Annotated in this window: 22 protein-coding genes; 7 read left to right on the forward strand and 15 right to left on the reverse strand. The window is 46.7% G+C overall.

The window, feature by feature from the left end:
• Window positions 1–134: 134 nt before the first annotated feature.
• The 3 genes from BGX14_RS12035 to BGX14_RS12045 form a co-directional block, all read right to left on the reverse strand.
• Window positions 135–326, reverse strand: coding sequence for a glycosyltransferase (locus BGX14_RS12035; protein WP_198951211.1), 192 nt, complete (start codon window positions 324–326; stop codon window positions 135–137).
• A gap of 78 nt (window positions 327–404) precedes the next feature.
• Window positions 405–2189 (reverse strand): diguanylate cyclase, encoded by a 1785-nt coding sequence (locus tag BGX14_RS12040; RefSeq protein WP_095880015.1) that lies wholly within the window; start codon window positions 2187–2189, stop codon window positions 405–407.
• Window positions 2190–2211: 22 nt separating this feature from the next.
• Window positions 2212–3726 (reverse strand): extracellular solute-binding protein, encoded by a 1515-nt coding sequence (locus BGX14_RS12045; protein ID WP_158223317.1) that lies wholly within the window; start codon window positions 3724–3726, stop codon window positions 2212–2214.
• A gap of 263 nt (window positions 3727–3989) precedes the next feature.
• Between BGX14_RS12045 and BGX14_RS12050 the strand changes: the two genes are divergently transcribed.
• The 6 genes from BGX14_RS12050 (at window position 3990) to BGX14_RS12075 (ending at window position 11644) form a co-directional block, all read left to right on the forward strand.
• Window positions 3990–4424, forward strand: a complete 435-nt coding sequence (locus tag BGX14_RS12050) for a DUF3332 family protein (RefSeq protein ID WP_073306190.1) — start codon at window positions 3990–3992, stop codon at window positions 4422–4424.
• A gap of 125 nt (window positions 4425–4549) precedes the next feature.
• The gene (locus tag BGX14_RS12055; RefSeq protein ID WP_073306191.1) at window positions 4550–4960 is read left to right on the forward strand and encodes a hypothetical protein; all 411 of its coding nucleotides are present in this window, start codon (window positions 4550–4552) and stop codon (window positions 4958–4960) included.
• Between the two features lie 45 nt (window positions 4961–5005).
• Entirely contained in the window at window positions 5006–8821 is a 3816-nt protein-coding gene (gene hrpA, locus BGX14_RS12060; RefSeq protein WP_095880017.1) for an ATP-dependent RNA helicase HrpA, read from the forward strand.
• 26 nt (window positions 8822–8847) lie between these two features.
• Window positions 8848–9663 carry a hypothetical protein gene (locus BGX14_RS12065; protein ID WP_073306193.1) on the forward strand — a complete coding sequence of 272 codons (816 nt, stop codon included), beginning with the start codon at window positions 8848–8850 and terminating at the stop codon, window positions 9661–9663.
• 7 nt (window positions 9664–9670) lie between these two features.
• Window positions 9671–10948, forward strand: coding sequence for a peptidylprolyl isomerase (locus tag BGX14_RS12070; RefSeq protein WP_073306194.1), 1278 nt, complete (start codon window positions 9671–9673; stop codon window positions 10946–10948).
• Between the two features lie 6 nt (window positions 10949–10954).
• The gene (locus BGX14_RS12075) at window positions 10955–11644 is read left to right on the forward strand and encodes a cell division ATP-binding protein FtsE (protein WP_073306195.1); all 690 of its coding nucleotides are present in this window, start codon (window positions 10955–10957) and stop codon (window positions 11642–11644) included.
• An 81-nt stretch (window positions 11645–11725) separates the two neighbouring features.
• On the opposite strand, the gene BGX14_RS12080 is transcribed toward BGX14_RS12075, so the two are convergent.
• From BGX14_RS12080 to BGX14_RS12125, 11 genes are all read right to left on the reverse strand, one after another.
• Window positions 11726–12121, reverse strand: a complete 396-nt coding sequence (locus tag BGX14_RS12080; RefSeq protein WP_073306196.1) for a hypothetical protein — start codon at window positions 12119–12121, stop codon at window positions 11726–11728.
• Window positions 12118–13128, reverse strand: coding sequence for a tRNA (adenosine(37)-N6)-threonylcarbamoyltransferase complex transferase subunit TsaD (gene tsaD / locus BGX14_RS12085; RefSeq protein ID WP_073306197.1), 1011 nt, complete (start codon window positions 13126–13128; stop codon window positions 12118–12120). The genes BGX14_RS12080 and tsaD overlap by 4 nt, the downstream gene beginning before the upstream one ends.
• Window positions 13125–14120: a YbbR-like domain-containing protein gene (locus BGX14_RS12090; RefSeq protein ID WP_095880018.1), complete on the reverse strand. Its 996-nt coding sequence runs from the start codon at window positions 14118–14120 to the stop codon at window positions 13125–13127. The genes tsaD and BGX14_RS12090 overlap by 4 nt, the downstream gene beginning before the upstream one ends.
• A gap of 292 nt (window positions 14121–14412) precedes the next feature.
• Window positions 14413–15036, reverse strand: a complete 624-nt coding sequence (locus tag BGX14_RS12095) for a DUF4417 domain-containing protein (protein WP_083545932.1) — start codon at window positions 15034–15036, stop codon at window positions 14413–14415.
• 72 nt (window positions 15037–15108) lie between these two features.
• The gene (locus tag BGX14_RS12100; RefSeq protein WP_073306200.1) at window positions 15109–15474 is read right to left on the reverse strand and encodes a hypothetical protein; all 366 of its coding nucleotides are present in this window, start codon (window positions 15472–15474) and stop codon (window positions 15109–15111) included.
• Complete coding sequence (locus BGX14_RS12105) at window positions 15474–15818, reverse strand: EndoU domain-containing protein (protein ID WP_095880019.1); 345 nt, start codon at window positions 15816–15818, stop codon at window positions 15474–15476. Before BGX14_RS12105 ends, BGX14_RS12100 begins: the two co-directional genes overlap by 1 nt.
• Window positions 15819–15890: 72 nt before the next feature.
• Window positions 15891–16256: a hypothetical protein gene (locus tag BGX14_RS12110; RefSeq protein WP_095880020.1), complete on the reverse strand. Its 366-nt coding sequence runs from the start codon at window positions 16254–16256 to the stop codon at window positions 15891–15893.
• Complete coding sequence (locus tag BGX14_RS15625; RefSeq protein ID WP_158223318.1) at window positions 16253–16414, reverse strand: hypothetical protein; 162 nt, start codon at window positions 16412–16414, stop codon at window positions 16253–16255. The genes BGX14_RS12110 and BGX14_RS15625 overlap by 4 nt, the downstream gene beginning before the upstream one ends.
• Window positions 16395–17441, reverse strand: a complete 1047-nt coding sequence (locus BGX14_RS12115) for an IS630 family transposase (RefSeq protein WP_073306514.1) — start codon at window positions 17439–17441, stop codon at window positions 16395–16397. The genes BGX14_RS15625 and BGX14_RS12115 overlap by 20 nt, the downstream gene beginning before the upstream one ends.
• A gap of 52 nt (window positions 17442–17493) precedes the next feature.
• Complete coding sequence (locus BGX14_RS12120; protein ID WP_158223319.1) at window positions 17494–18030, reverse strand: EndoU domain-containing protein; 537 nt, start codon at window positions 18028–18030, stop codon at window positions 17494–17496.
• A 486-nt stretch (window positions 18031–18516) separates the two neighbouring features.
• Window positions 18517–20277 carry an N-6 DNA methylase gene (locus tag BGX14_RS12125; protein ID WP_095880022.1) on the reverse strand — a complete coding sequence of 587 codons (1761 nt, stop codon included), beginning with the start codon at window positions 20275–20277 and terminating at the stop codon, window positions 18517–18519.
• Between the two features lie 162 nt (window positions 20278–20439).
• On the opposite strand from BGX14_RS12125, the gene BGX14_RS12130 reads away from it, so the two are divergent.
• Window positions 20440–21399 (forward strand): IS30 family transposase, encoded by a 960-nt coding sequence (locus BGX14_RS12130; RefSeq protein ID WP_095878741.1) that lies wholly within the window; start codon window positions 20440–20442, stop codon window positions 21397–21399.
• A gap of 6 nt (window positions 21400–21405) precedes the next feature.
• Here BGX14_RS12130 and BGX14_RS12135 read toward each other — a convergent pair whose 3' ends face one another.
• Entirely contained in the window at window positions 21406–22239 is an 834-nt protein-coding gene (locus BGX14_RS12135) for a hypothetical protein (RefSeq protein WP_233126541.1), read from the reverse strand.
• Between the last annotated feature and the right edge of the window lie 412 nt (window positions 22240–22651).

Genomic DNA, 22651 nt, shown 5'->3' on the forward strand with positions numbered 1-22651 from the left:
CGGCATTGTGGACAACAAGATTGTTTGTTTTTAGCGATTCCATGCAGACGGCGATTTTATTCTCTTTTCATCTGTCGTCTTGGTCGGAAAGAAAAATGTATTCGCCTCGGGCGTGTTTTAAGGCGTTTTCCAGATTATAAATGGGAGAATGAATGGTGTTTTTTTTCAAATAATTGAATTCGATGATCGTGAAATGATTTGATGATTTCGATGGTATTGTCCGTTGAAGAATCGTCGGAAATGATAACTTCGTCTTCTAAAGAAAGCTGAAGCAAAATGCTTTTTAATTGTTCGCGAATAAATTTTGCGCCGTTGTAAGTTGCCATGCAAACGGAAATCATCGAGTACCCTTATGGATGAAAAATGGAAAAATTGAACGCTTGAAATTTGGCGTTGAATTTCCGCTACGTTTTTTCTTTGGTGTCGGGATTTTGTGCGGCAAATTGAAGCTCTTCCTGGGCGGCTTTCAAGTCGTCTTCCGTGATGTCCTTGGGGTCAAAGACGACGACTTTATTGCGTCCGGTTTGCTTGCCGTTGTAAAGGGCTCGGTCTGCCAGATTGATGCTGTGGTCCATACCGAGGCGCTTGTCGTATTCGGCAACGCCAAGAGTGATGGTGACGTGCTGTTGCTGGCCAGCAAATTCAATTTTCCGATTTTCGATGCTGCGGCGCAGACGTTCTGCAACGAGAGAGGCTCCTTGCAGCGGGGTTTCTGGAAGCATGACCAGAAATTCTTCTCCGCCCCATCGGGAAACGACATCCTGTTTGCGCAACTGGTCGCGTAGGGTTTCGGCAACGGTTTTAAGAACCAGATCGCCGCAAATATGCCCGAACTTGTCGTTGAAATCCTTGAACTTGTCGATATCAACAAAGAGAATGGAGAAGTTGCGATTGGTTCGTTCATAGCGATAAATTTCGTTTTGAATTTTTCCGCGGATGTCTCGCCGGTTGGGGAGTTTTGTCAATTCGTCGATTCGGGAAATAATTTGGAGCTGCTGGTTCATTTTGTTCAGCTCTTCGGTTCGCTTTAGAACTTCTTGTTCCAAGTGCGCCTGATGCTCGGCGAGTGCGTTGATTTCTTTTTGAATGGTTAAACGCATTTTGTCGAACACGCGAGCCAGAACATGGATTTCGTTTTGCTTGTCTCCCGTAATGCCGCTGGATTCTTCATAATGTCCGTCGGCGATAATCAGCATTTTTTTGATCAGTTTTTGCAGCGGCTTTTCTATGCTGAAGAATAGCCAAAGGGTGATGCACAGGGTAGCGATAAGGAACACAAGGCCGATATAGATGAAAATTTGGAAATACGCTTGAGCGGGTGCCATGACTTCGCTTTTAGACTGGAGTGCTAAAACGCCAAATTTGGTTTTGGGATCGTATTCGTAGTTGATCAGGTAATCTTTTCCGTCGTTCAGCCGGTAAAAATCTTGAGAGGCTTTAAAGGTCTTCGCGTCAAAATCTTTCAATCCCAAATCTTGAACTTTCTTTTCGCCGTTTGCCCATTCTTGAATTTGGGGGTGATAGACAATGACATCGCTCTCATCTACGATAATGAAGAAACCTTTTTTCCCGGTGGAATAGTTTTCAAAAAATTCCCACAGACGTCGAATTGAGAATGAAGCCGAAAGATAGCCGTCGGATCGGGCGCGGTTTTCCACAAGAACCGCCATGATTTTTTTGGGGGTGCGCTGTTCCCAGAACAAGGGGGAAATATAGGGCTTTTGCGGCTCGACCGCTTGAAAATTTTTCAGTTCCTGGTAGGAAACGTTGATTTGGGAAATGCCGACCATCGAATTGTCGCTGACCTTTTCGTGATTGGAATTGTGCAGAACGACGTGCTCGCCGGGAATAAAAAGCGGGGAAACATTGTAGCCTTTGAGAAAACTGCTGGATTCAATGGGATCCTGATTCGATAGATAAGGCGAAGTGGCTAGCAGGGAAAGCCTTCCGATGAAAATATTGCATTGCGTCGAAATTTGCTCCAAAGCTTGTTTGGTGGCCAGTTGCTTTTCTTTGCTGGCGTTTTTTTGAAAGGAATTCATTTGCGCATAGACTAGAAAAATGCCGCCGCCTGCTAGGATGATAAAGAATACCATCGCAAAGACAATCATGCTGCGGAAAGCGATCGTATGGACAAACGGAATGTTGCTTTGGATTTTGTCGTTGGGCTTTGTATTTGCGGTTTCCATAGGACTTTTCGGAGGACAATGGTTAGCGTTTTCTCATATAAGTGAAGATGAAGCTCGAGAATACCGCCAAGAGGAATACGAAAATCGAGATGCCGATTTTATGGAAGTTCCCCGAATCTTCTGCCGGGGATGCGCTGGAATTTTCGCCGGACGAGATTTGGGTGGGAAGCAGCTCTGTAGCGGCGTTCCAAATTTTTAAAAATTCGTCGAGGCGAAGGGGCGGGCTGCTTCCTGTTGGAGCATGAAGAATATCGTTGATTTTTTGATTGTAGGTAAGGAGAGTACTGTAAACGGCCTCTTCGGAATAGAGCCCGCCGATGTCAAGCATACTCCAGATGTCGCTGAATAGATTGACCAGAGTGCCTTCGATTAAAGTCCATTCCGGGATGTTCGGGTAATTTTTCCCGTTGTCCAGCAAGCTTATGAGGATTTGATATGCCGAATCTTTTGCCCAGTCTTCAAGCACTTCCTTGACGGGAGGCAAAAAGCCGATTTGCTTGGTATAGGCGTCTAAGTTGTCGTCGCGTAGCAGGAAGCGAAGCAGTTTGGCGGCGTTAGGGTCGTTCGCCTTGGAACGGGGAATCGCCAGATTGCTCCCCCCGATAAAGCAGATGCTGCCGGCCTTGCCCATGGGGACCTGCATCATTTCGATTCCATCGGCGCTGATTTGCGAAGAGGCGAGACCGCCTTCCGCTGCCTTGTAACGGGTTTGCGCAACCAACTCGGTGGTGTTCAGAATGAAGGCGACTTCGCCGCTGTTAAAACGCTGAACCACTTGGGCGGTATTGTCGCGAAGGCTGGTTTTATTGACCAGAGAGTCTAAAATAAAATTCAGATAGGAAGCGATTCCCGTGATGGTTTGCGGATCCATCAAGTTGGAATGCCATTTGCCCTTTTCGTCTTTGAGGACGAAGCTTCCACCGGCGGACCAGATCCAGGGGGCGAAATTATGGGGAATGTTCCAGTCGCTTTTGCCCGGAAATGCGTAAGCTTTGACTTTGGATCCATCCTTGCGTAGAATTTTGGCATCGTTGATTTTTTTCAGGGATTTGCAAAAGCCTTCGTAAGTCGCGACATCTTCTGCGGAAATGCCCGCTAGCTTTAAGATGGCTTTGTTGGCGAGCAGCGCCCGGACATCGATAAACCAGGGGACGGAATAGATGGACGGATCTCCATCGGTTCCTGTTGTATTCCAGCTGGCTTTGACAAAACGCTCCGGTTGAATTTTATTCAAAATGGGATCGAGGGACGCCAGTTGCCCGCGGGATGCAAAGTAGGAAACCCAAGTTGTTCCAAGTTGGAGAACGGCGGGAGCTTCGGCTTTGCCTTCAAGGGTGTGGGTGATGGTGCTCCACGCTTCGCCCCAGTCCAAAACGACGACCTTGGTTTTCAAGCCGGTTTCTTTTTCAAAAAGGGCAAGTCTTTGTTCCAGCATTCCTTGTGGATTGGCTCCGTTTGGCATAATCCAAACTTCAAGAGGAGCTGCGGAAAGAGTTCCGATAGCCAGAACGGCAAAAAGGAAGGTTCGCACAAACATTCTTAAAAACATTTTCGACTCCAAATGTGAAACTAGCTAGAAATCTATTTAATATAATCACAAAAAGGACTTCGATGCGCGTGAAAACAGTTTTTTTATTCTTGAATTTTGTGATTTAAAGATTTGAAAAAATTGAAAATGCAAAAATGTGACTTATGTCACTAGGCGAGGGAGAGCCCCGGGGAAAAAATAAAATGGGAATAACTTTTTTTTTGGCTTTATTTCTATAATTTATCCCAAATACCTTAACGAAGGAGTTCAAAATGAAAAAAGGTCTCATCGCTCTTGGTCTCGCCGCAGCATTTTCTTTGACAGCTTGCTACGGTAGCTATGGGCTCACCAAAAAAATCTATAACTGGAACGGCACTCTGGGCAACAAGTGGCTCAATTCCTGTGTCCACTTCTTGATGTGGGTGATTCCGGTTTATCCGATTTGCATTGGTCTGGTTGATGGTCTTGTCCTCAACACCGTGGAATTCTGGACCGGTTCGAATCCGATTGCTCAGGGCGATACCTATTATGAAAAAGACGCTCAGGGTAACCAGGTCGCCGCTGTGAAGAACGCCGACGGTTCTCTCTCCATGGAAATCACCGACGTCCAGGGCAACAAGGCGAACCTCACTCTCGAACGTGATGCCGACGTCATCCGCGCTCTCGATGCCAACGGTCAGGTTGTCGCCCAGTACGAAGTCAAGTAATTTACAAGAACTTGAAACAGGCCGCAAAGAGGAATTTTCCCTTTGCGGTTTTTGTTTTTAAAGGGAATGGAATTGTTTTGAAGAGGCGGCACTTACCGCGCTGGAAATAAGTATATTAGGGAAATATGGAAGAAATGCATATCAAGTGCCCTTGTTGTGGAAACGAAATGGAAGTTTCTGTCTGCGGGAAGAAAAGCGCGCTGATGCTCTGTGTCTGTGGGCGTTGCAAAGCTCCGTTGATGATGATGGACGGCGATGTTTTTGAATTGGATCGAGAAGAATTTCAGTCTTTGCGGAAACGTTTGAGCCGCGTCGTGGACGTCTTGCGGGAAAGTGTCGAATTGCGGCGGGAAACGCTCTCGCTGACGGAGCACTTGCGGGAATTGCAAAATTCAGTCCCGTCGGAAAATCGGGAGGCGCCTGCGTCCGAAGATGTTGCGCTTCGTTCCGATAAAATCACGCAGGAAGATGTGGACAATCTGCAAATCGATTTGGAAACCTGCAAGGATGTTTCCGAATTTATCGATAGAATGTAATCCGGAATTTTTTGGTCGGGTGCTTGTGCGTCCTTGTTTATTAAAATGGCGTTGGATTTTTTGAAAGCTCCCATTGAATATCCCGATCTTCCCGTTGTTAAAAAGCGGGAAGAGTTTTTGGAATTGCTGAAAAATCACCAGGTGGTGATTGTGAAGGCGGATACCGGTTCCGGCAAATCGACGCAGGTGCCTAAATTTCTGCTGGAAAGCGGACTTGCGGAAAAGGGAAGAATCGGCGTGACGGAACCTCGCCGTCTGGCTGCGATGTCCATTGCGGACAGGTTGCGGGAAGAGCTGAAGGACGAATCGCTGGTTTCGACCCGAATCCGTTTTTTGGAAGAGGGGCCGAAGGATGCGCCTCTTAAAGTGATGACGGATGGCATTCTGTTGCAGGAGTTTCGGCGGGACAGGCTGTTCCAAATGTATTCGGCGATTTTAATCGATGAGGCGCACGAGCGTTCGCTGAATATCGACATTCTGCTTGGCATTTTCAAGGATGTCCTCCGGAATCGGCCCGATTTTCGTTTGGTGATTGCCAGTGCCACTTTGGATGCGAAACTGTTTGAAAAATTCTATGAAAATTCCGCCGTTCTTGAAGCGGAAGGACGAATGTTCCCGGTGCAAGTTGTTTTTGCGGATCCGCAGCAAAATGATTCCAAAAGCCGTGGAGATTCCGGTTTGGTCGAAGAAGCTCGCGATGCGATAATCGCTTTGGAGGAGACGGTTGGCAAGGATAATCTGCTCTGCTTTTTGCCGACGGAAAGGGACATCCAGGATTTGCAAGCGGAACTGCTCTCGAAAATGGACGAATCTAAATTCGAGATTCTTCCTCTGTTCGGTCGGATGAGCCCGCAGGAACAGAAAAGGGTTTTCAAAAATTCGGGCAAGGTCCGGATAGTGCTAGCGACAAACATTGCCGAAACATCTTTGACGATTCCCGGCATTGCTTATGTCGTAGATTCAGGCATGGCGCGGGTTTCTCGTTACAGCCCGCAAAATCGGATTCAGGGGTTGCCTGTCGAAAAAATATCACAGGCGAGCGCTCGTCAAAGAACGGGAAGGGCGGGACGTGTAAAGCCCGGTATCTGTGTTCGCCTTTACACGCAAGAGAATTTTGAAAGCAGGGAAGAATTTACGGAGCCGGAAATCCGGCGTTCCAATCTTTCGAATGTGGTTTTGCAGCTGCGCAGTTTGGGGCTTTCTGTGGAGGATTTTCCTTTTATTCAGCCGCCGCCGCGCTCCGCTTTTCGAGGGGCGTACAAAACCCTGTTTGAACTGGGGGCGCTTTCGGGAGTGGCGCGGGATGCCCGCGTGACGCCGCTGGGAATCGAAATGTCTCACTTGCCCATGGACGCGACGCTTTCGGCGGTTTTGCTTCGGGCGAGGCGTTTGGGCGTTTTACAGCCGGCGATAATTGTCTGTTCGGCACTTTCCATTCAGGACCCGCGGCTGTATCCTTCGGATGACGAAGGCCGGGAAAAGGCTCGCCGGAAACATAAATCCCTGGGCGGACACAAAAGCGATTTCCTTTGCTACTTGGCGGAATGGAACGCATTTTGCCGGGAGTGGAATGGAACCAGCTGGAATTCTCTGCGCAAGTATTGCGAAAAGAACTATCTGCATTTTTTGCGTTGCCGGGAATGGATGGATTTATACGAACAGTTTTCCCGAATTTTAAAAACGCATTTTGAATCCTATGTTTGTCCTTTCAATTCTTTTCATCGGGACAGTTTGCACATTGCGCTTCTTTCTGGGTTTTTAGGCGGCGTCGCGCAGCGCGATCGGGATAATGGATGCTATCGGCTGGTGGGTGGAAAAGACGCTTATCTTTTTCCGGGTAGCGATCTGGCCGGGAAGTTTCCTGAGTTTGTGGTGTCTGCAGAAGTTCGGGAAACAAGTCGCGTCTTTTTGAATAAATCGGCGGAAATTTTACCTGAATGGATTATCAAAGTCGCCAAGGATTTTTGCTCGTATCGTTGGTTTGCTCCCAAGTGGAATTCGGTGCGCGGTTTTGTGGAAGCATTGGAGGAGGTTTCTTTTCGGGGCATGGTGCTTTCCCGTTCTCGCCGCGTGGATTATGGGCGAGTGGATGCTAAAGAGGCCGCGCGAATTTTCTTTTTAGAAGCGGTTGTAGAAGGCGATATGCCGACGCCGTTTCCGTTTATGGAGCATAATCAGCGCGTACTTTCGGCACTTCGGGCGACCGAAGCTAGGCAGCGGCGGTGGGGAATTTGCCCTTCCGAAGATTTGCAGGTGGACTATTTGATGGATAGGGCTCCCGGCGTTTTTTCGTTGCAGACGCTGAAGGATTTCATCGAAAAAAATTCGGACAAGGCTTTACGTTACAACGAGGCGGATTGGATAAGCGCTTCAGAAGCGGGAGTGGAGCATATTGAAGCTTTTCACAATAATCCGGTGATGGACGCGCTACATAGGAAAAAAATCACCCAGATTTTAGAAGACAAAAAAAATGCCAAATTGGGCGGAGTCGTGGAATTTGAAAAAATTCTCAACCGTCAGATTCGTGCGGAGCTGGTTTTTGATTCGAGCAAGTCATGGGACGGATTGTCTTTGGAAATCCCCGCGGATTTTTTACCGCAGCTTTCTCCGGCGATTTTAGCGCATGAAATTTTAAAATGGCGTTTCTGGATATTGGAATCGTTTTTGCGTGAATTGCCCAAGTCGGAACGCAAGAGGCTGGACTCCAAAAAAGAGGAATTGGACGATAGCTTTGTGGATGCATTAGAAAGAAATCCGCAAAAATCCCCGTTGATTTCCCTTTATGAAGCGTATCGGAATTGGGGAGAAACGGAGGGAAGTTTGCCGGTGTTGAATCCGCAGAACGAACATCATTTGCGGCTGCATTTGTCGATTTATTCGTCGGCATATTCTGAAAAATTTTCGCTGGAACTTTCACCGGAATGGGGAGTTTGCACCTTTTTTGATGCGGTGCGCGCGCTCGTTTCTCCTTGCGCCCTTTCGCTATCGGTACTCGGAGTGGCGTATGCTTGGTGCCCTGAAGGTGTTCGGGCGATGTCGCTTTCTGAAGCGGAGTTCTGGCAGAAATTCTACCGGAGAATTTCTGGCGTTGGAGTGGACGATTCGCCTTTGAAATCCTTGTTTGAATCTCGATTTGTTTTTTTGAACCGGCGAGAAGAATCGACTTTTGCGTTGCGCTCCCTTTTGGCGATGACAAAAGAGGAAAAGGAAAAATTTGGAATCGAAATATTGGAATTGTCGCTTCCCCGTTTTTCGGGAATTGAATTCGCCCGGTCGCATAAAGTGCGGTCCTTTTCGGATATTTCTTCGCATCGGACAAATGAGGAAAATGCGTTTCGAGAAGGGCTGCTTCGCTTTGTTTCGGATTCGGCGTATCTCGGCGTTTCGGCTTTTGTGAAGGCTTGGGACGTTTTTCGGGAAGCCTTTGCCGGCTTTCGCAAGGGCGCAAAAGTTTCGGATTCTTTGTTGCGCTTGGCTTCTGTTCTCTCCGCTGAAGATTCTCTCTATTTTCGGATTCGACGCATTGCGGCGTTTTTGCAAGGGGAAATTTTCCGGGAAAATAGCGGGGAAGAAATGGCTTTGCCTTTGCCGTCGGCAAAGAGTTTTCGTGAAAGTTTCTCTCCGTATTTTTCAGGGCGCTTTTTGAAAGAACACGAACTAAAAAAAGCGCGGGAAGCGTTAGCCTGTGCAGAAAAAGCTCGAACGGAAAGCGAACGCTTTGAATCGGCGCTTGTTTTGCAAATTCTGTTGGAAAATTTTGAACTTCTGCGTTTTAAACGATCCATTCTGGCGCAAGCCCCAGAAGAAAAGGTGGAAATGTCCGATCTTTTGAAACTTCGGGAACGCTTTAAAAATCGCTGAAGGATAAATTTTCTAATTTAAGGCAAATGCGTTTTTATTTTTTAATTTTGATGGCTTTGATTTTAAGCGTTTCGGCCTGTAAGGTCTCGGATGACGCTTCGGATCCGACGCTTGCGCGCGTAGAAAATTCAGAATTGAAATTGTCCGAAATGCGGAAGGATGAAACTTGGGATTCGCTTTCGCAGGATGAAAAATTTCTTCGGGTAGAAAGCTGGCTTTCGCGGGCGTCGATTTATGAACAGGCTTTGGCCGAGGGCGTCGATAAATTGCCCGAAGTACAGAATTTGCTAGAAGATGCGAAAAAGAAAATCGTTTTGGATGCGTTTTTTGCAAGGGCAGTAGATACGATTTCGCTGACGACAGCGGAGGCCATCGATTTTTACGAGCAAAATCCGGAATATTTTCTGCTGGATTCCAGCATTTACAATTTGGCAGTGGTCACTTATGCGAGCGGACAGACCGCGTGGCAGTATTATGGTCCCGCGTCCCGTAAGACGATTGCAGAGGCTCCTCATAAAAATTGGCTTTTGCGGGATGTGGAAATTTTTGATTCCACCAAGACTTTGCCATTGGATTGCCCGCGGGTTGATTTGGAAACTTTATCCGTAGGTAAAATTACTCCGCCGAAGACCTGCGGCAAAAATTTGAAGAGCGTTATCGTTCTTTCTAAAATCGCATCGGGAAGCGTTCGTCCGTTTGCGGATGTCGCGGAACTGGCGCAGACGCTTGCCGCCAATGAAAAAAGAAAAAAGAGCATTGCTTCTTTGAAAAATGAAATCAAAAAGCGGCAGGCTATTTTTGTGTATCCGGAAGAAATCGCCAAAACCGTTTCGGAGGATTGAGGCTTTTATGAAATTCAAGTGGATTGTACCTTTCTTTTTGTGTGCGACAGCATTTGCCGCGCCGGAACTTTTCGAATCGATTGCGGCCATTGTCGATGGAAAGCCGATTATGCGTTCCGAAGTCATGGGGAATTTGTACCAGTTTCAGAATTCGGCTGAAGCGGCTGGGCTTTCTGAAAAAGAACAGGTCGCTTTTGTGATAGACAGGCTGATAGATGACAAGGTCTTGCTTTCTCGCGTGGACAGGGATTCCATCCAGATTTCCGACGACGAAGTGGAAATGCGGGTGACGCAGCATTTGCAAAATCTGGCCGCTCGCCAAAATATCAGCATGGCTGTTTTGGAACGGGCGATCCGTGCGCAGCTTGGTATGAGTATGGCTCAATACCGTGAAAATTTGGCGAAACAAGTTCGGGAACAAATGACCATCGGGCGCATTCGGCAGCGCTATGTCGGTGGAATCAAGCCGACCCGAAAAGAGGTTGCCGCTTTTTACGAGCAATATAAGGATTCCATCCCGCGCCAATACAACTGCATGAAACTTGCGCATATCTCTTTGAAAATTCACCCGGATTCGACGGTTGTGGATTCTGTTCGTCGTTTTGCGGAATTGCTAATCGATTCGCTGGATCATGGAATGAACTGGGAAATTTTGGCCAAAGCGCATTCGCAGGATTCGAGTGCGAACAAGGGCGGCGACATCGGGTATTTTCAAAAGGGACTTTTGGATCCGGCTTATGAGCGTGCTGTAAAATGGGTGGATAACGGAGCTTACACGCCTCAGCCGGTTTTGACGGAACGGGGCTGGAATATCATCCGCGTTATCGGGCGCAAGGAAGACGGTATTCGGACGGCGATGATTCTTTTGCAGATGATTCCGACAGCGGCGGATTCCGCTCGAGTTTTGCAGCTTGCTGATTCGCTCCGGACTGCGCTCTCTTCGGATTCGCTTTTTGAAGAAGCGGCAAAAAAAATCAGCTCGGACAAGGCGACGAATTTTAACGGCGGGAGTCTGGGCTGGGTGGAAAAAATAGAAGTGGATTCGACTTTCCAACCGATTGTTTCGGAATTGTCTGTCGGAGAAGTCTCTGAACCTTTTTTGGCAGGGGACGGTTATCATCTGCTTCGCTTGGAAGATATGAAACAGGTTCGCGATTATACGTTGGAAGATGACTTTATGAAAGTGGAAACCTTCGCCATCAATTATATGGAAGACCAGAAATTGCGAGAGCTGATTAAAAAATGGCGAGAGGAAGTGCATATTGAAATCCGCATGAAGGAATGATTTTCGATGATTCGATTTTTGCACGTCACCAAAACCTATGAGGACAATTGGAAAGCTCTTTCCGATGTGACGTTTCGCATTCATCAGGGTGAATTTGTTTTTTTGACGGGGCATAGCGGAGCGGGAAAATCGACTTTATTGAAATTGATTTATATGGACGAGCGTCCCGATGATTTTCACGGCGGCGAGGTAATGCTGCAATTTACAAAGGAGCTGGTGTTCGATTCCAAAACGGCTTCGGAAAATCAGGTTCAGGAATTGCGGCGTCACATGGGAATTATTTTTCAGGATTTTAAACTGCTTCCGGATCGCAATGTTTTTGAAAATGTGGCGCTGGCGCTTCGCATTACGGGAACGCCGACGAAACTTTTGAACGCTAAAGTTTTTGACGCGCTAGCTCTTGTGGGAATTAGTCAAAAGCGTTTAGCGATGCCTTATACGTTGTCCGGTGGCGAACAGCAGCGGGTCGCCATTGCCCGAGCTATGGTGCACAATCCGTATTTGATTTTGGCGGATGAACCGACGGGAAATCTGGATCCGGAAAATGCGAACGAGGTTTTTAAAATTTTTAAAGAAATCAACGCTCGCGGAACGACGGTTCTGATGGCTACGCACAATCCGGATTTTTATATGAACAGTCCGTTCCGGAGACTGACATTGAGCCATGGGATTCTGCAAAATCGCGATATTCTTTAACGGCGACTTCTAAAAATTCATTTTCAAAAATCGGTTGCTTTAGAGTGGCTAGAAGTGAGTGATTAGGGATTAGCGGCTAGGTTATTCGTTCTCTTCGTCTTCTTTGGCTTTTTGAATTTCGCTGGGGAAAATGCGGAAGTATTCGCGTTTTTTATCTTCAAAAAGTTGCAGCATCCGTTCCTGCTCAAATTGCTCGCGGTCGATATTTTGCATATAATATTCGTTGTTCCGAAATTCATGCTTTGTGAGCAATTCCTTGACTTCGGCAGAAAGATCGATATCGTCCCAAAGAATGTACATGGAGCCGACGGCGCCTTCGCCAAAAATGCTGACATCAAATTGGATGGAATGCGAGTTTGTGGAATCGATGTTGGAAATTTGCGCCGCTCTTTGCGGTTTGAAAACGAGAGGATTTTCCGCAGCAAAAGCCGTAGAAAGAATCAGGAATAAGGCGAAAAGGAGGACTGCTTTTTTCATAAGGCGAGAGGAAGCCAAGGTTTGACTTCGGTGGAGGTTTCGGAAAGCATTCCGGCTCGGGCCCGGCGAATGGCGGCGGCGGCGATCATCGCTCCGTTATCCGTGCTGTTGTACAGTGTGGGGAATGCTAAACGGATGCGGTGATTTTCGCAATATCTTTTCAAGCGTTCTCGTAAAAGGCCGTTGGCAGAAACTCCGCCGCCTACAATCAGGGTTTTCATTCCGGTTTTTTTGAGCGCCCAGATGGTTTTGGAAACGAGAATATCGACAATAGCGTCTTCTATGGAAGCGGCGATATCGCCCAGATTATTTTGTATAAATTCGGGCGAGTGAGATTCGACATAACGCCGAACGGCGGTTTTCAATCCGCTGAACGAAAATTCTCCATTGTTTTCGTTCTTCAAGGCGCGCGGGAAAATGTGGAACTTTCGATTTTTTCCCACGGCCAGTTTTCCGATGGCGGCTCCCGCTGGATATTGCAATCCGATGAGGATTCCGCTTTTATCAAACGCTTCTCCTGCGGCGTCATCCCTTGTTCTTCCAAGCAGGGTGTATTGGAATCCGGGTTCTTCCAAAACCAATTCCGTGTGCCCGCCGGAAACGGTCAGAGTCAGGTAGGGCGGTTTCAAATCCGGTTCGGTAAGCCATGCCGCAGACAGATGTCCTTCCAGATGGTTGATTCCGTAAGCGGGAATTTTCAAATCCCTAGACAATCCCCGAGCAAAACTCGCTCCGACCAGAAGCGGTCCCATCAGTCCGGGTCCGCGTGTAAAGGCGATGGCGTCGATATCCGAAAGGGAAATTTTGGCTTGGGAAATGGCCTCTTGACAAATGACGGTGATTTTTTCGAGATGGGCGCGGGCGGCGACTTCAGGAACGACTCCTCCGTAAAGGGCGTGTTCTTGAATCTGGCTGTAAAGCGGGTTGGAAAGGATTTCTAGCGGATCGTCGCGCAAAATCGCACAGGCTGTTTCGTCACAGCTGGATTCGATGCCTAGCCAAATCATTTTCTGTTTTCTCCATTTTTGTGCGCAGAGGAATCGCCGAGTGCAGTTGTTTCAATTGGTGCCACAGAAACGTTTTTCTTTTTGAGATAGAATTTTTCGGGATGCATCTGGAAACTTTTGATTTCTTTGTCGATTCGGACGGTCGGCGTCAGGCTGTCGGTATCTTCGATGGCAAACCGGTTAAATTCGATAAGCAGCAGAATGTCTTTTTTTTCCATTTGGGAAAGAATACCGGCTCCTCCGGAAACTTCCACGGTGGCGTTGGCGGGTTGGAGTTCGTAAAGCGAGTGGTCGTACTGGCCGATAAGCCGGACGGGAATGTTATTAAAAGACTTCCTGTCCAGTTGCTGAATGGAAACCGGAATGCGGGCGATGCTGTCGCTGGGGAGAACGTAGGGCGGAAATTTGGAAAAGTCCAAGGGCACGGAAAATTCGGCGTTGGAATCCAGATTGGACTGGATGATTTCTTCCGTCTGGATTTCAAAAAGTCGAGTCAGAGCTTCGCGGGCTCCCGAGATGGTGATGGTGTCGGGCTCTGGCGTGGGCGTTCCGATAATGGTGTAGCCTTCTTTGGGACTGAACGAACCTTTGAGGTGTACCGGAATGGTTCTGGAAATTCTCGTGTCGATTTCAATTTCAATCGCTGCGATTTGACTTGCCGATTCAAATTTGACACGCGGAAAATCCGGGGCAAAAAAATTGTCTTCCGAAAGAATGACGCGTTCTAACCCGAGTTCCGCATCGTGCAAATCGACAACGATACGGGCGGCGTTTTCGTGGGCGCTTTTCAACCGGATTAAATCGATGGTTTTTCCGCTGACGGAGATGGTAATCTGCTGGGCGGGTCTAGAAGCAATCGCCAGATTTTCCGGAAGCCGGGAAAATATCAGGGGAACCTGTATGTCGATGGTCGTCGTTCGCGCGGAAACCACGTAGAACCACAGGGCAATTCCAAAAATACAGGCGACAATTTTTAATCCGATGTGTTTCATCTTTCAAAAAATAGTTATTCGTTTCGGGGTTTTCCAAAAGAATGCATCGATTGTGATGCTTTCTAATCCCCCGGGAGTAGGAATTGAAAGAACTCATCGCTTGGAATAGGCTGTTCACCATTTTCTTCGATTACGATAAAACTGCTGCACCACCAACCGGAAGAGAGAATTAACATCTTTGGGGATTGGTTTCAAGATACTTTCTGCATCTAAAATTTCACCGTAGCAATGTTTTAACGACATTTTATTTTTTCCATTTGGATTTGCGGCTAAAGGCCTGTTCTCATTAGGTTTATAATGCCCGCTGTTGAGATTTATGTGCCAGCTCGTATTGGCTGGGATAACGGACAAGGGAAACGCCCCGCTCTCCACATTCGTTCCAGATTCTTTTATCCACAGCTCCGTAAACAAGCAAGGTACGCGGGCTTTTTCTTTTTATCAATTCCATCGTTCCTGCGAATTGGACTGTTTTGTAATCGGCATGGCGCTGCGTCCCGTGATTCCCGATAAACAGCGTTGAATTTTCAGGAATATCGTGAAAACAGAACGGATAGGATTTTTCATCGCCGAAGCGCACATTGATTATATATGGGATTCCGTTTGCGGCAAACACTTCTCGGCTGTGTTTGTTCAACTTGTCGGCATCTTTTTGAACATCCAACGGATCACACCAACCGATGCTTCTGTCGAGAGTGAGGGAACCCGAGAACTTTTTGATGTGATGGATGTAAGGCGAGAGGCCCTCCGTATAAGCCTTGCAGAGTTCCTCTTTTTCGTAGTAGTGAATCCACGCATTGTAATCCGGATAATGCAAGGACAAGGAAAAAGATTGTACCCGCTTGGGAATTTCTCTTTCGTCAAAATCTTTGCCTTTGTGCAAAACTTCAAATGGACTTGAATATTCTTCGTTCATCATTCCTCAATAGAAAAACATAAACCGCGGAATCTGAATGTGATGCCGCAATTTGCAGTGTGATGCAGAATCCGCCTAGATTTCGCCTTTGGTTTTCTGTTCCCGGAACTTGTCGCGGGCGGCAATCCATTCGTCAATCAAACGGCGAAGCTCCTGCGTGTCAACCGTGATTTCCGACGGTTCACCCTCATTCGCGAAGTTGTCGACGATTAGGGTTTCCTTGGGACCGATGTTCCAGTAGCAATCGTTACCGGAACATTCAACACGTCTTTTCTTCTTGGAAAGGACTTGTTCAATCTGGTCCTTGATTGTTTTGTAAAAATTGACAACTTCTCCAGTAAAGAAGTTCGTAAGGATTCCCGTTTCTTCTTCAAACGAGAAATACAGAAAATCTTTCTTCCCTTCAAATTCAAGGTACTTAACTGTGTAACTATAATTCATTAGTTTTCCTCCATAATCGGAAACGCACTTGAAATTTTCCCGTTTGAATTAATTCGCATTTTTATTTTCACACCTTCTTTAGAATATCCGTAAAATACTTTACCAGAAGGGTTTATCTCGCTTTTGCCCTCATACGCCTGGTTTATCGCATTCACGATATGTTGCGGCGACCAGTGCGCAGGGAAAAATGTTGACATTCCTCCCATGGTACGTTTGCGAACACCCTTGACGGTAACTTTTGACGACAAGGAAAAAGATTGAATCCGCGCAGGAATTTCTCTTTCGTCAAAATCTTTGCCTCTGTGCAAAACTTCAAATGGACTTGAATATTCTTCGTTCATCATTCCTCAATAGAAAAACATAAACCGCGGAATCTGAATGTGATGCCGCAATTTGCAGTGTGATGCAGAATCCGCCTAGATTTCGCCCTTGGCTTTCTGTTCCTTGAACTTGTCGCGGGCGGCAATCCATTCGTCAATCAAACGGCGAAGCTCCTGCGTGTCAACCGTGATTTCCGAAGGGTCGCCCTCATTGGCGAAATTATCGACGATAAGGGTTTCCTGAGGACCGATGTTCCAGTAGCATGAATTCCCGGAACATTCGTTGTGTTTTTTCTCACCACGAAGAACCGATTCCAGCTGGCACTTAATGTCGTTATAAAAATTGACGACTTCGCTATAAAGGAATATGGGCAGTATTTGATTTTCTTTTTGATCATTAAATTCAAAAATCAAATCGATCTTTTCACCATTGCGTTCAATATACTTTATTTTGTAGTTCATTTTAAGTTCTCCTTAGAGGGAAAGGCTGTTGCAATTTTGCCATTTTCGTTAATTCGCATTACAATTTTAATGCCGTCAGAATTTCCTGAATAGAGGTTTCCACCTATTATTGCTCCGGCGGATATATTTTTTACATAGTCATGCTGCATAAGAGACATGCTTGTCGCCAAAATACTTGATTACTCGTTCAGGGCTGTTGCTCACCATTTTCATGTGGGATTCCGCATGGGAGCGCAGCTTTTCGCGAGTCCGAGCCGGTGCGTTGGAAGATATTTCGTGTTTCAGGTCGGCATTAAGACGTTCGTCAGGATTCAGCTCGGGACTGTAGCTGGGCAGGTAGAATACGCTTATCTTGTCCGTGTTCGCTTCAAGCCATTCCTTTACCGGCTTGCTGTGGTGAACCCTCAGGTTGTCCATCACGAGAAACACTTTCTTCCCTTTCCCGTCTGCATACACATCCTTCACCAGAGCCGTCATGAAGTCGATGAGCTTCGTCGCGTCGAACGCCCCGTCAATCATCATCCAGTGGCACTTCCCGCGATTGTTCACCGCCGATATCATGGAAAAGCGCTCCCTGCATCCGGGAGCCTTCACGACCGGGGTCTGCCCGCAGGGGGCGTAGCTGCGGCCACGGACATCCGTGTTCACGATGGCGGTCTCGTCCGCCCAGTGGATTTCCGCATTCTCGCATACCGCATCGGCCTTTATTTTCGGGTATTCCTCTTCGAGCCACTTCTTCACCGCTTCGGGGTTTTGCTCGTACGCGCGGACAATCGGTTTTTGCGGGGTGAAGTTCCATCTTTTGAGGTAGTCGCCGACCGTTCTCTTGGCCAGCTTCACTCCAAATTTGCTGCGGACAAGCTCCGCAACCGCTTCGCGGGTCCAGAGGGCGAACTTGAACTTGAGCTGTTCGGGACGCTTGTCCCGGATTAGTTTCTGTATCTCGGATTCTTGATTGGCGGAAAGGAGCCTTTTTTCCCTTTCCTTGCGGCCCCTTGTCTTCGGCTTGAGCGCATTCATCCCGCCTTTCTCGTAAAGCGATAGAACTGCATCCACCATGGGGCGGCTCACGCCGCAGGTCTCTGCGATCTTGCTTTTCTTGAATCCCGCCTTCTTCATTTTTACGATTGTCTTCCGTTTTTCGAGAAGGCTCTGGACATTCTTTCTTGCATCATCTTTTTCCATGATGCAAATATAGTAAACTTTGCTTGTTTTGTAAAGTATTTATCTGCCTAATCTATAACTGTCGATTCTCGTAGGCATGATTGATTGCATTAACAACCTGTTGTGGCGACCAGTGCGCAGGAAAGAAGGTTGAAATTCCGCCCATAGCACGTTTTCTGATTCCTTTGACTATTACTTTACCTTGATAGACTCCATTGGCGTTTGGTGTCGACCTGGTTCCAGGAATAATTTGGCCTTCGGCATTCTGGATTACCTCGGTGTGGTAACCCGTCGCTTCCAGCCGCCTTTTCCCTTTGCCCGCCGAAGCGGACTTGATTTCGCCATTAAATATATGTTTTATCAGGTTCGCTTCAAAGTGCTCCGTATTTTCCAAGCATTCCAAATCCCCCTTGAGATAACTCTTGGGCGAATTTTCCGGTTCCTCCGTTTGGGAAAGTTCCGGGCGTTTCTGCGGAACATTTCCTTCTTCGGGAAGAAGCTCTGTTTGGATATATTTCTGGGGGAGTTCATGCAGCAAATGCTGGTGCTCCTTGGGAAGTTCTGGTGGTTTGTAGGCAACCCCTGGTTGCGTTGCGGCTTTTAGGCCCATAATATTTTCCCTTGCCTTGCGGCTGAAAAATGTTTGGATTGTTTTTTGGTAACAGTCCTTAACCTGTCGGACGGTTCGCCCGACAACTGGATGGGAATTCGATATCATTCGCTCTATGGTCTTATGCTGGACTCCTTTGGTCTGCGACCGATTGAGGTTCCATTCTTATTTAGCGGCCTTATTTGCAAATCTCCTGAAAAAGTTTTCGCTTTCCATTTTTAAAGTAGGGAAAACACAAAAAAGGCGTGGTGTCGAATGTGCTTACCTATCCTGAGGGCTACCACACCCTTTTACACAATAAGCACAAACGACCCACGCCCTAAATGGCGAGCGAAGATTCATTTGATTCTTGTGTAAAATCCTTGAAAGTGGTAGTTTCAGGGTAGGGAAACAAGAATCTTTTCAGTCTATGTCAAAATCGGATTACTTGATGGTTTTATATTCCTCCGAAGGATGTTTTTTCATTTCAAGAATGTCTTCGTTGCTTTATTGCTGTTTTAGCCAACGAATGACTTTTTGAACAACAAGTTTCTTTTGGGCAGAAATGAAGGCTTCCATGAAATCGAAATCAATTTCTCCTTGAGGCGAAATAGGTAACGAGAAAACATCCTTTCGAATTTTCGTTTTAGATATTGAGTCTCCCCAGCTATAAATGGGCTTCAAAAAATGCTTTAGCACACAAACGCAAAATAGTTGTATGTTTTCAGTTCGTTTTGCGTAGTCCTTAAAATACAATATCAAGTTATGAGAATCGTTAGAAACAAAATCTTCTGGTTGATAAGTTACAACAAGAGTTTTTCCACCAATCATTATGGAGTTTCCAGACTCTTTCAAGTTGTCTGCACATGAAATTCGAGAAACGACAGAATTATTCCCCTCGCTTGCTGTGACATAGGGCGTATTCCCGCTTTCAAAAATTACATCGCTTTTCAGATTGTTTTGGCTATTCTTTATATCGAACTTTTCAATAATGTCAAAAGGTTTAAATTCTATTTGTTGCGCATTAAATTTTTTTAGAGCCGTTTTTTCTTCCTTCGTTAGTTCGCAATCGTCTAGTCCGATGCTTTTTCCCAGGCAGTCGTCTCCGTTTTTAATCAAGTCGCCGATTTGCCAAGCCATGTATTCTTGGACAACTTTTTTGAAGTCGTCCTCGGTTGGCTTTATATCGATTTTCTTGTGCTGGCTATAGGTCCAGTCGTTGCCTTCCAATGAAATGTAATCTTCAATGTAGAAGTCCTTGTAATAATTCAAATTCTTTTCGTCTTTGCCTTTGCCGCGAACCACAAGGTTTACAAGTTCGTCGTAGCGTTCCTTGGCGTTGTCCACATCTTTTAGATTGACGCATTGGCTTGATTTTTTGCGATTTTGCCGAGCGTATCCGTCATTTGAAAAATCGATGAACTTCACGAGTTTTTCGGTATCGTGGGGAACGCCCACATCGAACACATAGATGGCCGTTTGGACGCTCGATTTCCCGATGAACAAATCCGTGCTCATGTGTATGGAGGCGACGAGTGTATTGCGCTCTAAAATCCGTCTGGTGAATCCATCGCCTTGGGAACTTCCCGCGTTTTCCTGAATCAGTACAGCGGCCTTGCCCCCGTTCATTTGAGAAAGCGCCTTCTCCACAAAAATCATTCCCTTGCCGGGCGCCGAATAGGGAGGATTCAGCAAGAATACATTGGCCGGGAATTTTTCGTCGCGAAGTTTCCCTTGCTGGTATTTTCCATCGAATTGCGTTAGAGAGTTGCCATTAATAATATTCGAAGAGCCGTCGCCCATCAAAATCATATTCAATACGGCCAGAATATATATTTCGGGAAGTTTTTCAATACCGAGCAACTGTTCCCCCTTGATTTTTGCCATTTTAGAGCGCAGTTCGTCGGGACTCTTGATTTTACGCGTTGCATCGGCAATCATCAAATGCATCGCCGAAATCAGAAAGCCCGCCGATCCCGTTGCGTAATCCCAAACATAGCTGTCCTTATTGACGGATGCCAATCTCGCCATGACTTCCGTTACGTATCTTGGAGTCAAAACGACATCGTTTTCGGCACCGTCGGGGACATCGACCCAATCATTAAGGACATTGAAAAGTCTTCCTGTAAAATCGATATTGTGCAATTCGGAAGAGAGGTAGGGCAGAATATCGTTGTGGACGATGGTGTAAACTTTTCGGAGTTTGCTTTCTCCGTTTTGGGGAGTATAGAGGTCTTGGTTTTTGAAGACGTTTGACACTTCGTTCATGATAACTTCCCGTTTTTCTTCGGGCAGTTTTTTCTCTCGCGAATTTTCACCGTCAATGCGACTGATATAGGTTGAATCGGGAAGAAAAAAAGTTCCCTAGGGCTAGCCCCTGGGGAACCTGGCCGAAACTTTTCTACCTTGCCGATTCTACCAAAAAAGGACATGGCGGTGAGTCTCAACCAAGCACAAAGATACGAAATACGAGCGCTCAATGCGGCAAAGATCCCCCCGAAAAACATAGCCTTGCAGCTGAAGGTCCACAAATCCACAATCTACAGGGAACTAAACAGGGGCGGCGGCCGCCAGCATTACGACCCGGTCAAGTCGCAGGAACGGGCAGACCTCCTTGCCGCGACAAGTCACCTGCATTACGACTACGACGAGGACGACTGGAAAATCGTGGACGGGAAAATCAAGGAAGACTACTCTCCCGAACAGGTGAACGGACGCGCGAAACTCGATGGGATGGGTGTCCCTAGCGTCGCCACGATATACAGGCATGTGAACAAGGACGAGGACCTGAAGAAGCACTTGCGGCACGGCAAGAAACCATACCGTAAGCGCGGGGAGAAGAAGGACAAGAGAGGCCAGATTGTAGGCCGCGTGCCCATCGAGGAACGTCCGGCAATCGTGGACGAGAAATCACGCGTAGGCGACATCGAGATAGACCTGATAAACAGCGCGGACCATGACGCGAACCTGCTCACGATCAACGACAGGATGACGAATTACAGCCTGATAAGGTATCTTCCGACGAAGAACGCGAAAGACCTGAAGAGAACGCTTGTGAGGGCGCTGAAGGACTTTGAGAAAACGTTCGAAGTCAAGATTCTCACAATCACTTCGGACAACGGGAAGGAGTTCGCCTGTCACGCAGAAATAGCGAAAGCTATGAAGGCGGATTACTACTTTGCGAACCCGTACCACTCCTGGGAGCGCGGTGCCAACGAGAACATGAACGGTCTAATACGCCAATATCTTCCCAAGAAGGAGTCGTTCAAGGGAATCTCTCCCCGGAAAGTTCGCTGGATACAGGATAAACTGAACAACAGGCCTCGAAAAAGGCTTGACTTTATGACCCCTTTAGAGTATATTTATACGCAAGTTAAACTACAAACCTAAGTCGCGTTAGCGACGAAAATCCGCCTCTCGTAAAAAGTCTTCTATTTTATCTACAATCTTTTGTCCGTCGTTGGATTTTTTCCCTGTTTCACCTTTCAATTCCTCGACTTTCAATCCGTCGGAAACTTCTTCTACACCGAGTCCTGCCATAATCAACCCGACAATGAGCATCACCCTGGATTTAACAGCGATTCCCAAATCGTCATGCAGGGTTTGGTTCAATCGTTTCAGTTTGGATTCGATTTCATCTTCCAAGGCGAGTTTCCGGTTTTCCAGTTCTTCTGATGTCAATTGGATTTCATCAATCATCTTGAAGAAATTCTTCCAATTTTTCTTTTTCAAAAAACTCAAATCCGTGAATTTTTCAACTTCTTTGGGTATGCTCAGGTTTTCCTTCGATAGGTAATAAACGCCTATTTCAGTTTTCAGATCATCATTCTGCTTATAACCATTCACCCCAACGGCAATCGCTTCCTGATAGGTTTCGGTATAATCGAGAATGGATTTTGCATAGTGGATTGCTCCATTGACGGCGTATTTGGCAATGGCGGCATAGTCGGGTTCCCCTTTTTTGTTCGTATTGGAAACCAATCCGTTTTCATCGGTTTTTATAAAGTCCCCTTTCGTTCCCTTGCATTCCACCATGACGGGAAGGTTCCTAAAGTCAACGGACACAAAACATTTGATGTCGGGAAGATTTTGACCGGATCCCCCTTTTTTGCTGGGGGCTTTCTTGAGAGCTTCGTCAATTTCGAAGTTGATGCTTTCTGTTTTGGTGAAGTATTTTTCCAATTGGTTTTTGCACCAATCTTCTACCTGTTCTTCAATACTTTTGGCCATTTGCGCTCCGCGTTAAAGGGGATAGAGAATCACCCTTATTCAAGCGATTGCGACTCAAGCCAAAATGTCGGGGCAACAAAAAAAGGCGTGGAGTCGGTGCGCTTATCTCTGCTGAGGACTACCACATCCTTTACCTAATAAGCACAAACGACCCACGCCCCAAACGGGACGTGAGCGTTCGTCTTATTCTCAGGAAATTTGAAAAGTGGTAGTTTTCAGCAGAGAGAATAAGAGACGAATCTCGAAATTTTCCGGGCGTTTAGAAATCCCCGCTTTGGGCGGAAATTCCTAAACTATGTCGGGATGAAATATAGATTATTTCAAGGAGGCGGCTATTTTTCCTTGGAATGTCCTTTCTTGATTTCTTCTTCACTCGGCCAGATTCAAAATGGCAGGCCCCGGCTCCTGAAGA

The organism is Fibrobacter sp. UWS1 (assembly GCF_002300445.1).
In the GTDB taxonomy this organism is placed as follows: Bacteria; Fibrobacterota; Fibrobacteria; order Fibrobacterales; family Fibrobacteraceae; genus Hallerella; species Hallerella intestinalis.

Bases quoted from the DNA above. Each gene is read 5' to 3' on its own strand.
- BGX14_RS12035 (WP_198951211.1), bottom strand. From the start codon at position 326: ATGGCAACTTACAACGGCGCAAAATTTATTCGCGAACAATTAAAAAGC.
- BGX14_RS12040 (WP_095880015.1), bottom strand. From the start codon at position 2,189: ATGGAAACCGCAAATACAAAGCCCAACGACAAAATCCAAAGCAACATT.
- BGX14_RS12045 (WP_158223317.1), bottom strand. From the start codon at position 3,726: ATGTTTGTGCGAACCTTCCTTTTTGCCGTTCTGGCTATCGGAACTCTT.
- BGX14_RS12050 (WP_073306190.1), top strand. From the start codon at position 3,990: ATGAAAAAAGGTCTCATCGCTCTTGGTCTCGCCGCAGCATTTTCTTTG.
- BGX14_RS12055 (WP_073306191.1), top strand. From the start codon at position 4,550: ATGGAAGAAATGCATATCAAGTGCCCTTGTTGTGGAAACGAAATGGAA.
- hrpA (WP_095880017.1), top strand. From the start codon at position 5,006: ATGGCGTTGGATTTTTTGAAAGCTCCCATTGAATATCCCGATCTTCCC.
- BGX14_RS12065 (WP_073306193.1), top strand. From the start codon at position 8,848: ATGCGTTTTTATTTTTTAATTTTGATGGCTTTGATTTTAAGCGTTTCG.
- BGX14_RS12070 (WP_073306194.1), top strand. From the start codon at position 9,671: ATGAAATTCAAGTGGATTGTACCTTTCTTTTTGTGTGCGACAGCATTT.
- BGX14_RS12075 (WP_073306195.1), top strand. From the start codon at position 10,955: ATGATTCGATTTTTGCACGTCACCAAAACCTATGAGGACAATTGGAAA.
- BGX14_RS12080 (WP_073306196.1), bottom strand. From the start codon at position 12,121: ATGAAAAAAGCAGTCCTCCTTTTCGCCTTATTCCTGATTCTTTCTACG.
- tsaD (WP_073306197.1), bottom strand. From the start codon at position 13,128: ATGATTTGGCTAGGCATCGAATCCAGCTGTGACGAAACAGCCTGTGCG.
- BGX14_RS12090 (WP_095880018.1), bottom strand. From the start codon at position 14,120: ATGAAACACATCGGATTAAAAATTGTCGCCTGTATTTTTGGAATTGCC.
- BGX14_RS12095 (WP_083545932.1), bottom strand. From the start codon at position 15,036: ATGATGAACGAAGAATATTCAAGTCCATTTGAAGTTTTGCACAAAGGC.
- BGX14_RS12100 (WP_073306200.1), bottom strand. From the start codon at position 15,474: ATGAATTATAGTTACACAGTTAAGTACCTTGAATTTGAAGGGAAGAAA.
- BGX14_RS12105 (WP_095880019.1), bottom strand. From the start codon at position 15,818: ATGATGAACGAAGAATATTCAAGTCCATTTGAAGTTTTGCACAGAGGC.
- BGX14_RS12110 (WP_095880020.1), bottom strand. From the start codon at position 16,256: ATGAACTACAAAATAAAGTATATTGAACGCAATGGTGAAAAGATCGAT.
- BGX14_RS15625 (WP_158223318.1), bottom strand. From the start codon at position 16,414: ATGTCTCTTATGCAGCATGACTATGTAAAAAATATATCCGCCGGAGCA.
- BGX14_RS12115 (WP_073306514.1), bottom strand. From the start codon at position 17,441: ATGGAAAAAGATGATGCAAGAAAGAATGTCCAGAGCCTTCTCGAAAAA.
- BGX14_RS12120 (WP_158223319.1), bottom strand. From the start codon at position 18,030: ATGGGCCTAAAAGCCGCAACGCAACCAGGGGTTGCCTACAAACCACCA.
- BGX14_RS12125 (WP_095880022.1), bottom strand. From the start codon at position 20,277: ATGAACGAAGTGTCAAACGTCTTCAAAAACCAAGACCTCTATACTCCC.
- BGX14_RS12130 (WP_095878741.1), top strand. From the start codon at position 20,440: ATGGCGGTGAGTCTCAACCAAGCACAAAGATACGAAATACGAGCGCTC.
- BGX14_RS12135 (WP_233126541.1), bottom strand. From the start codon at position 22,239: ATGGCCAAAAGTATTGAAGAACAGGTAGAAGATTGGTGCAAAAACCAA.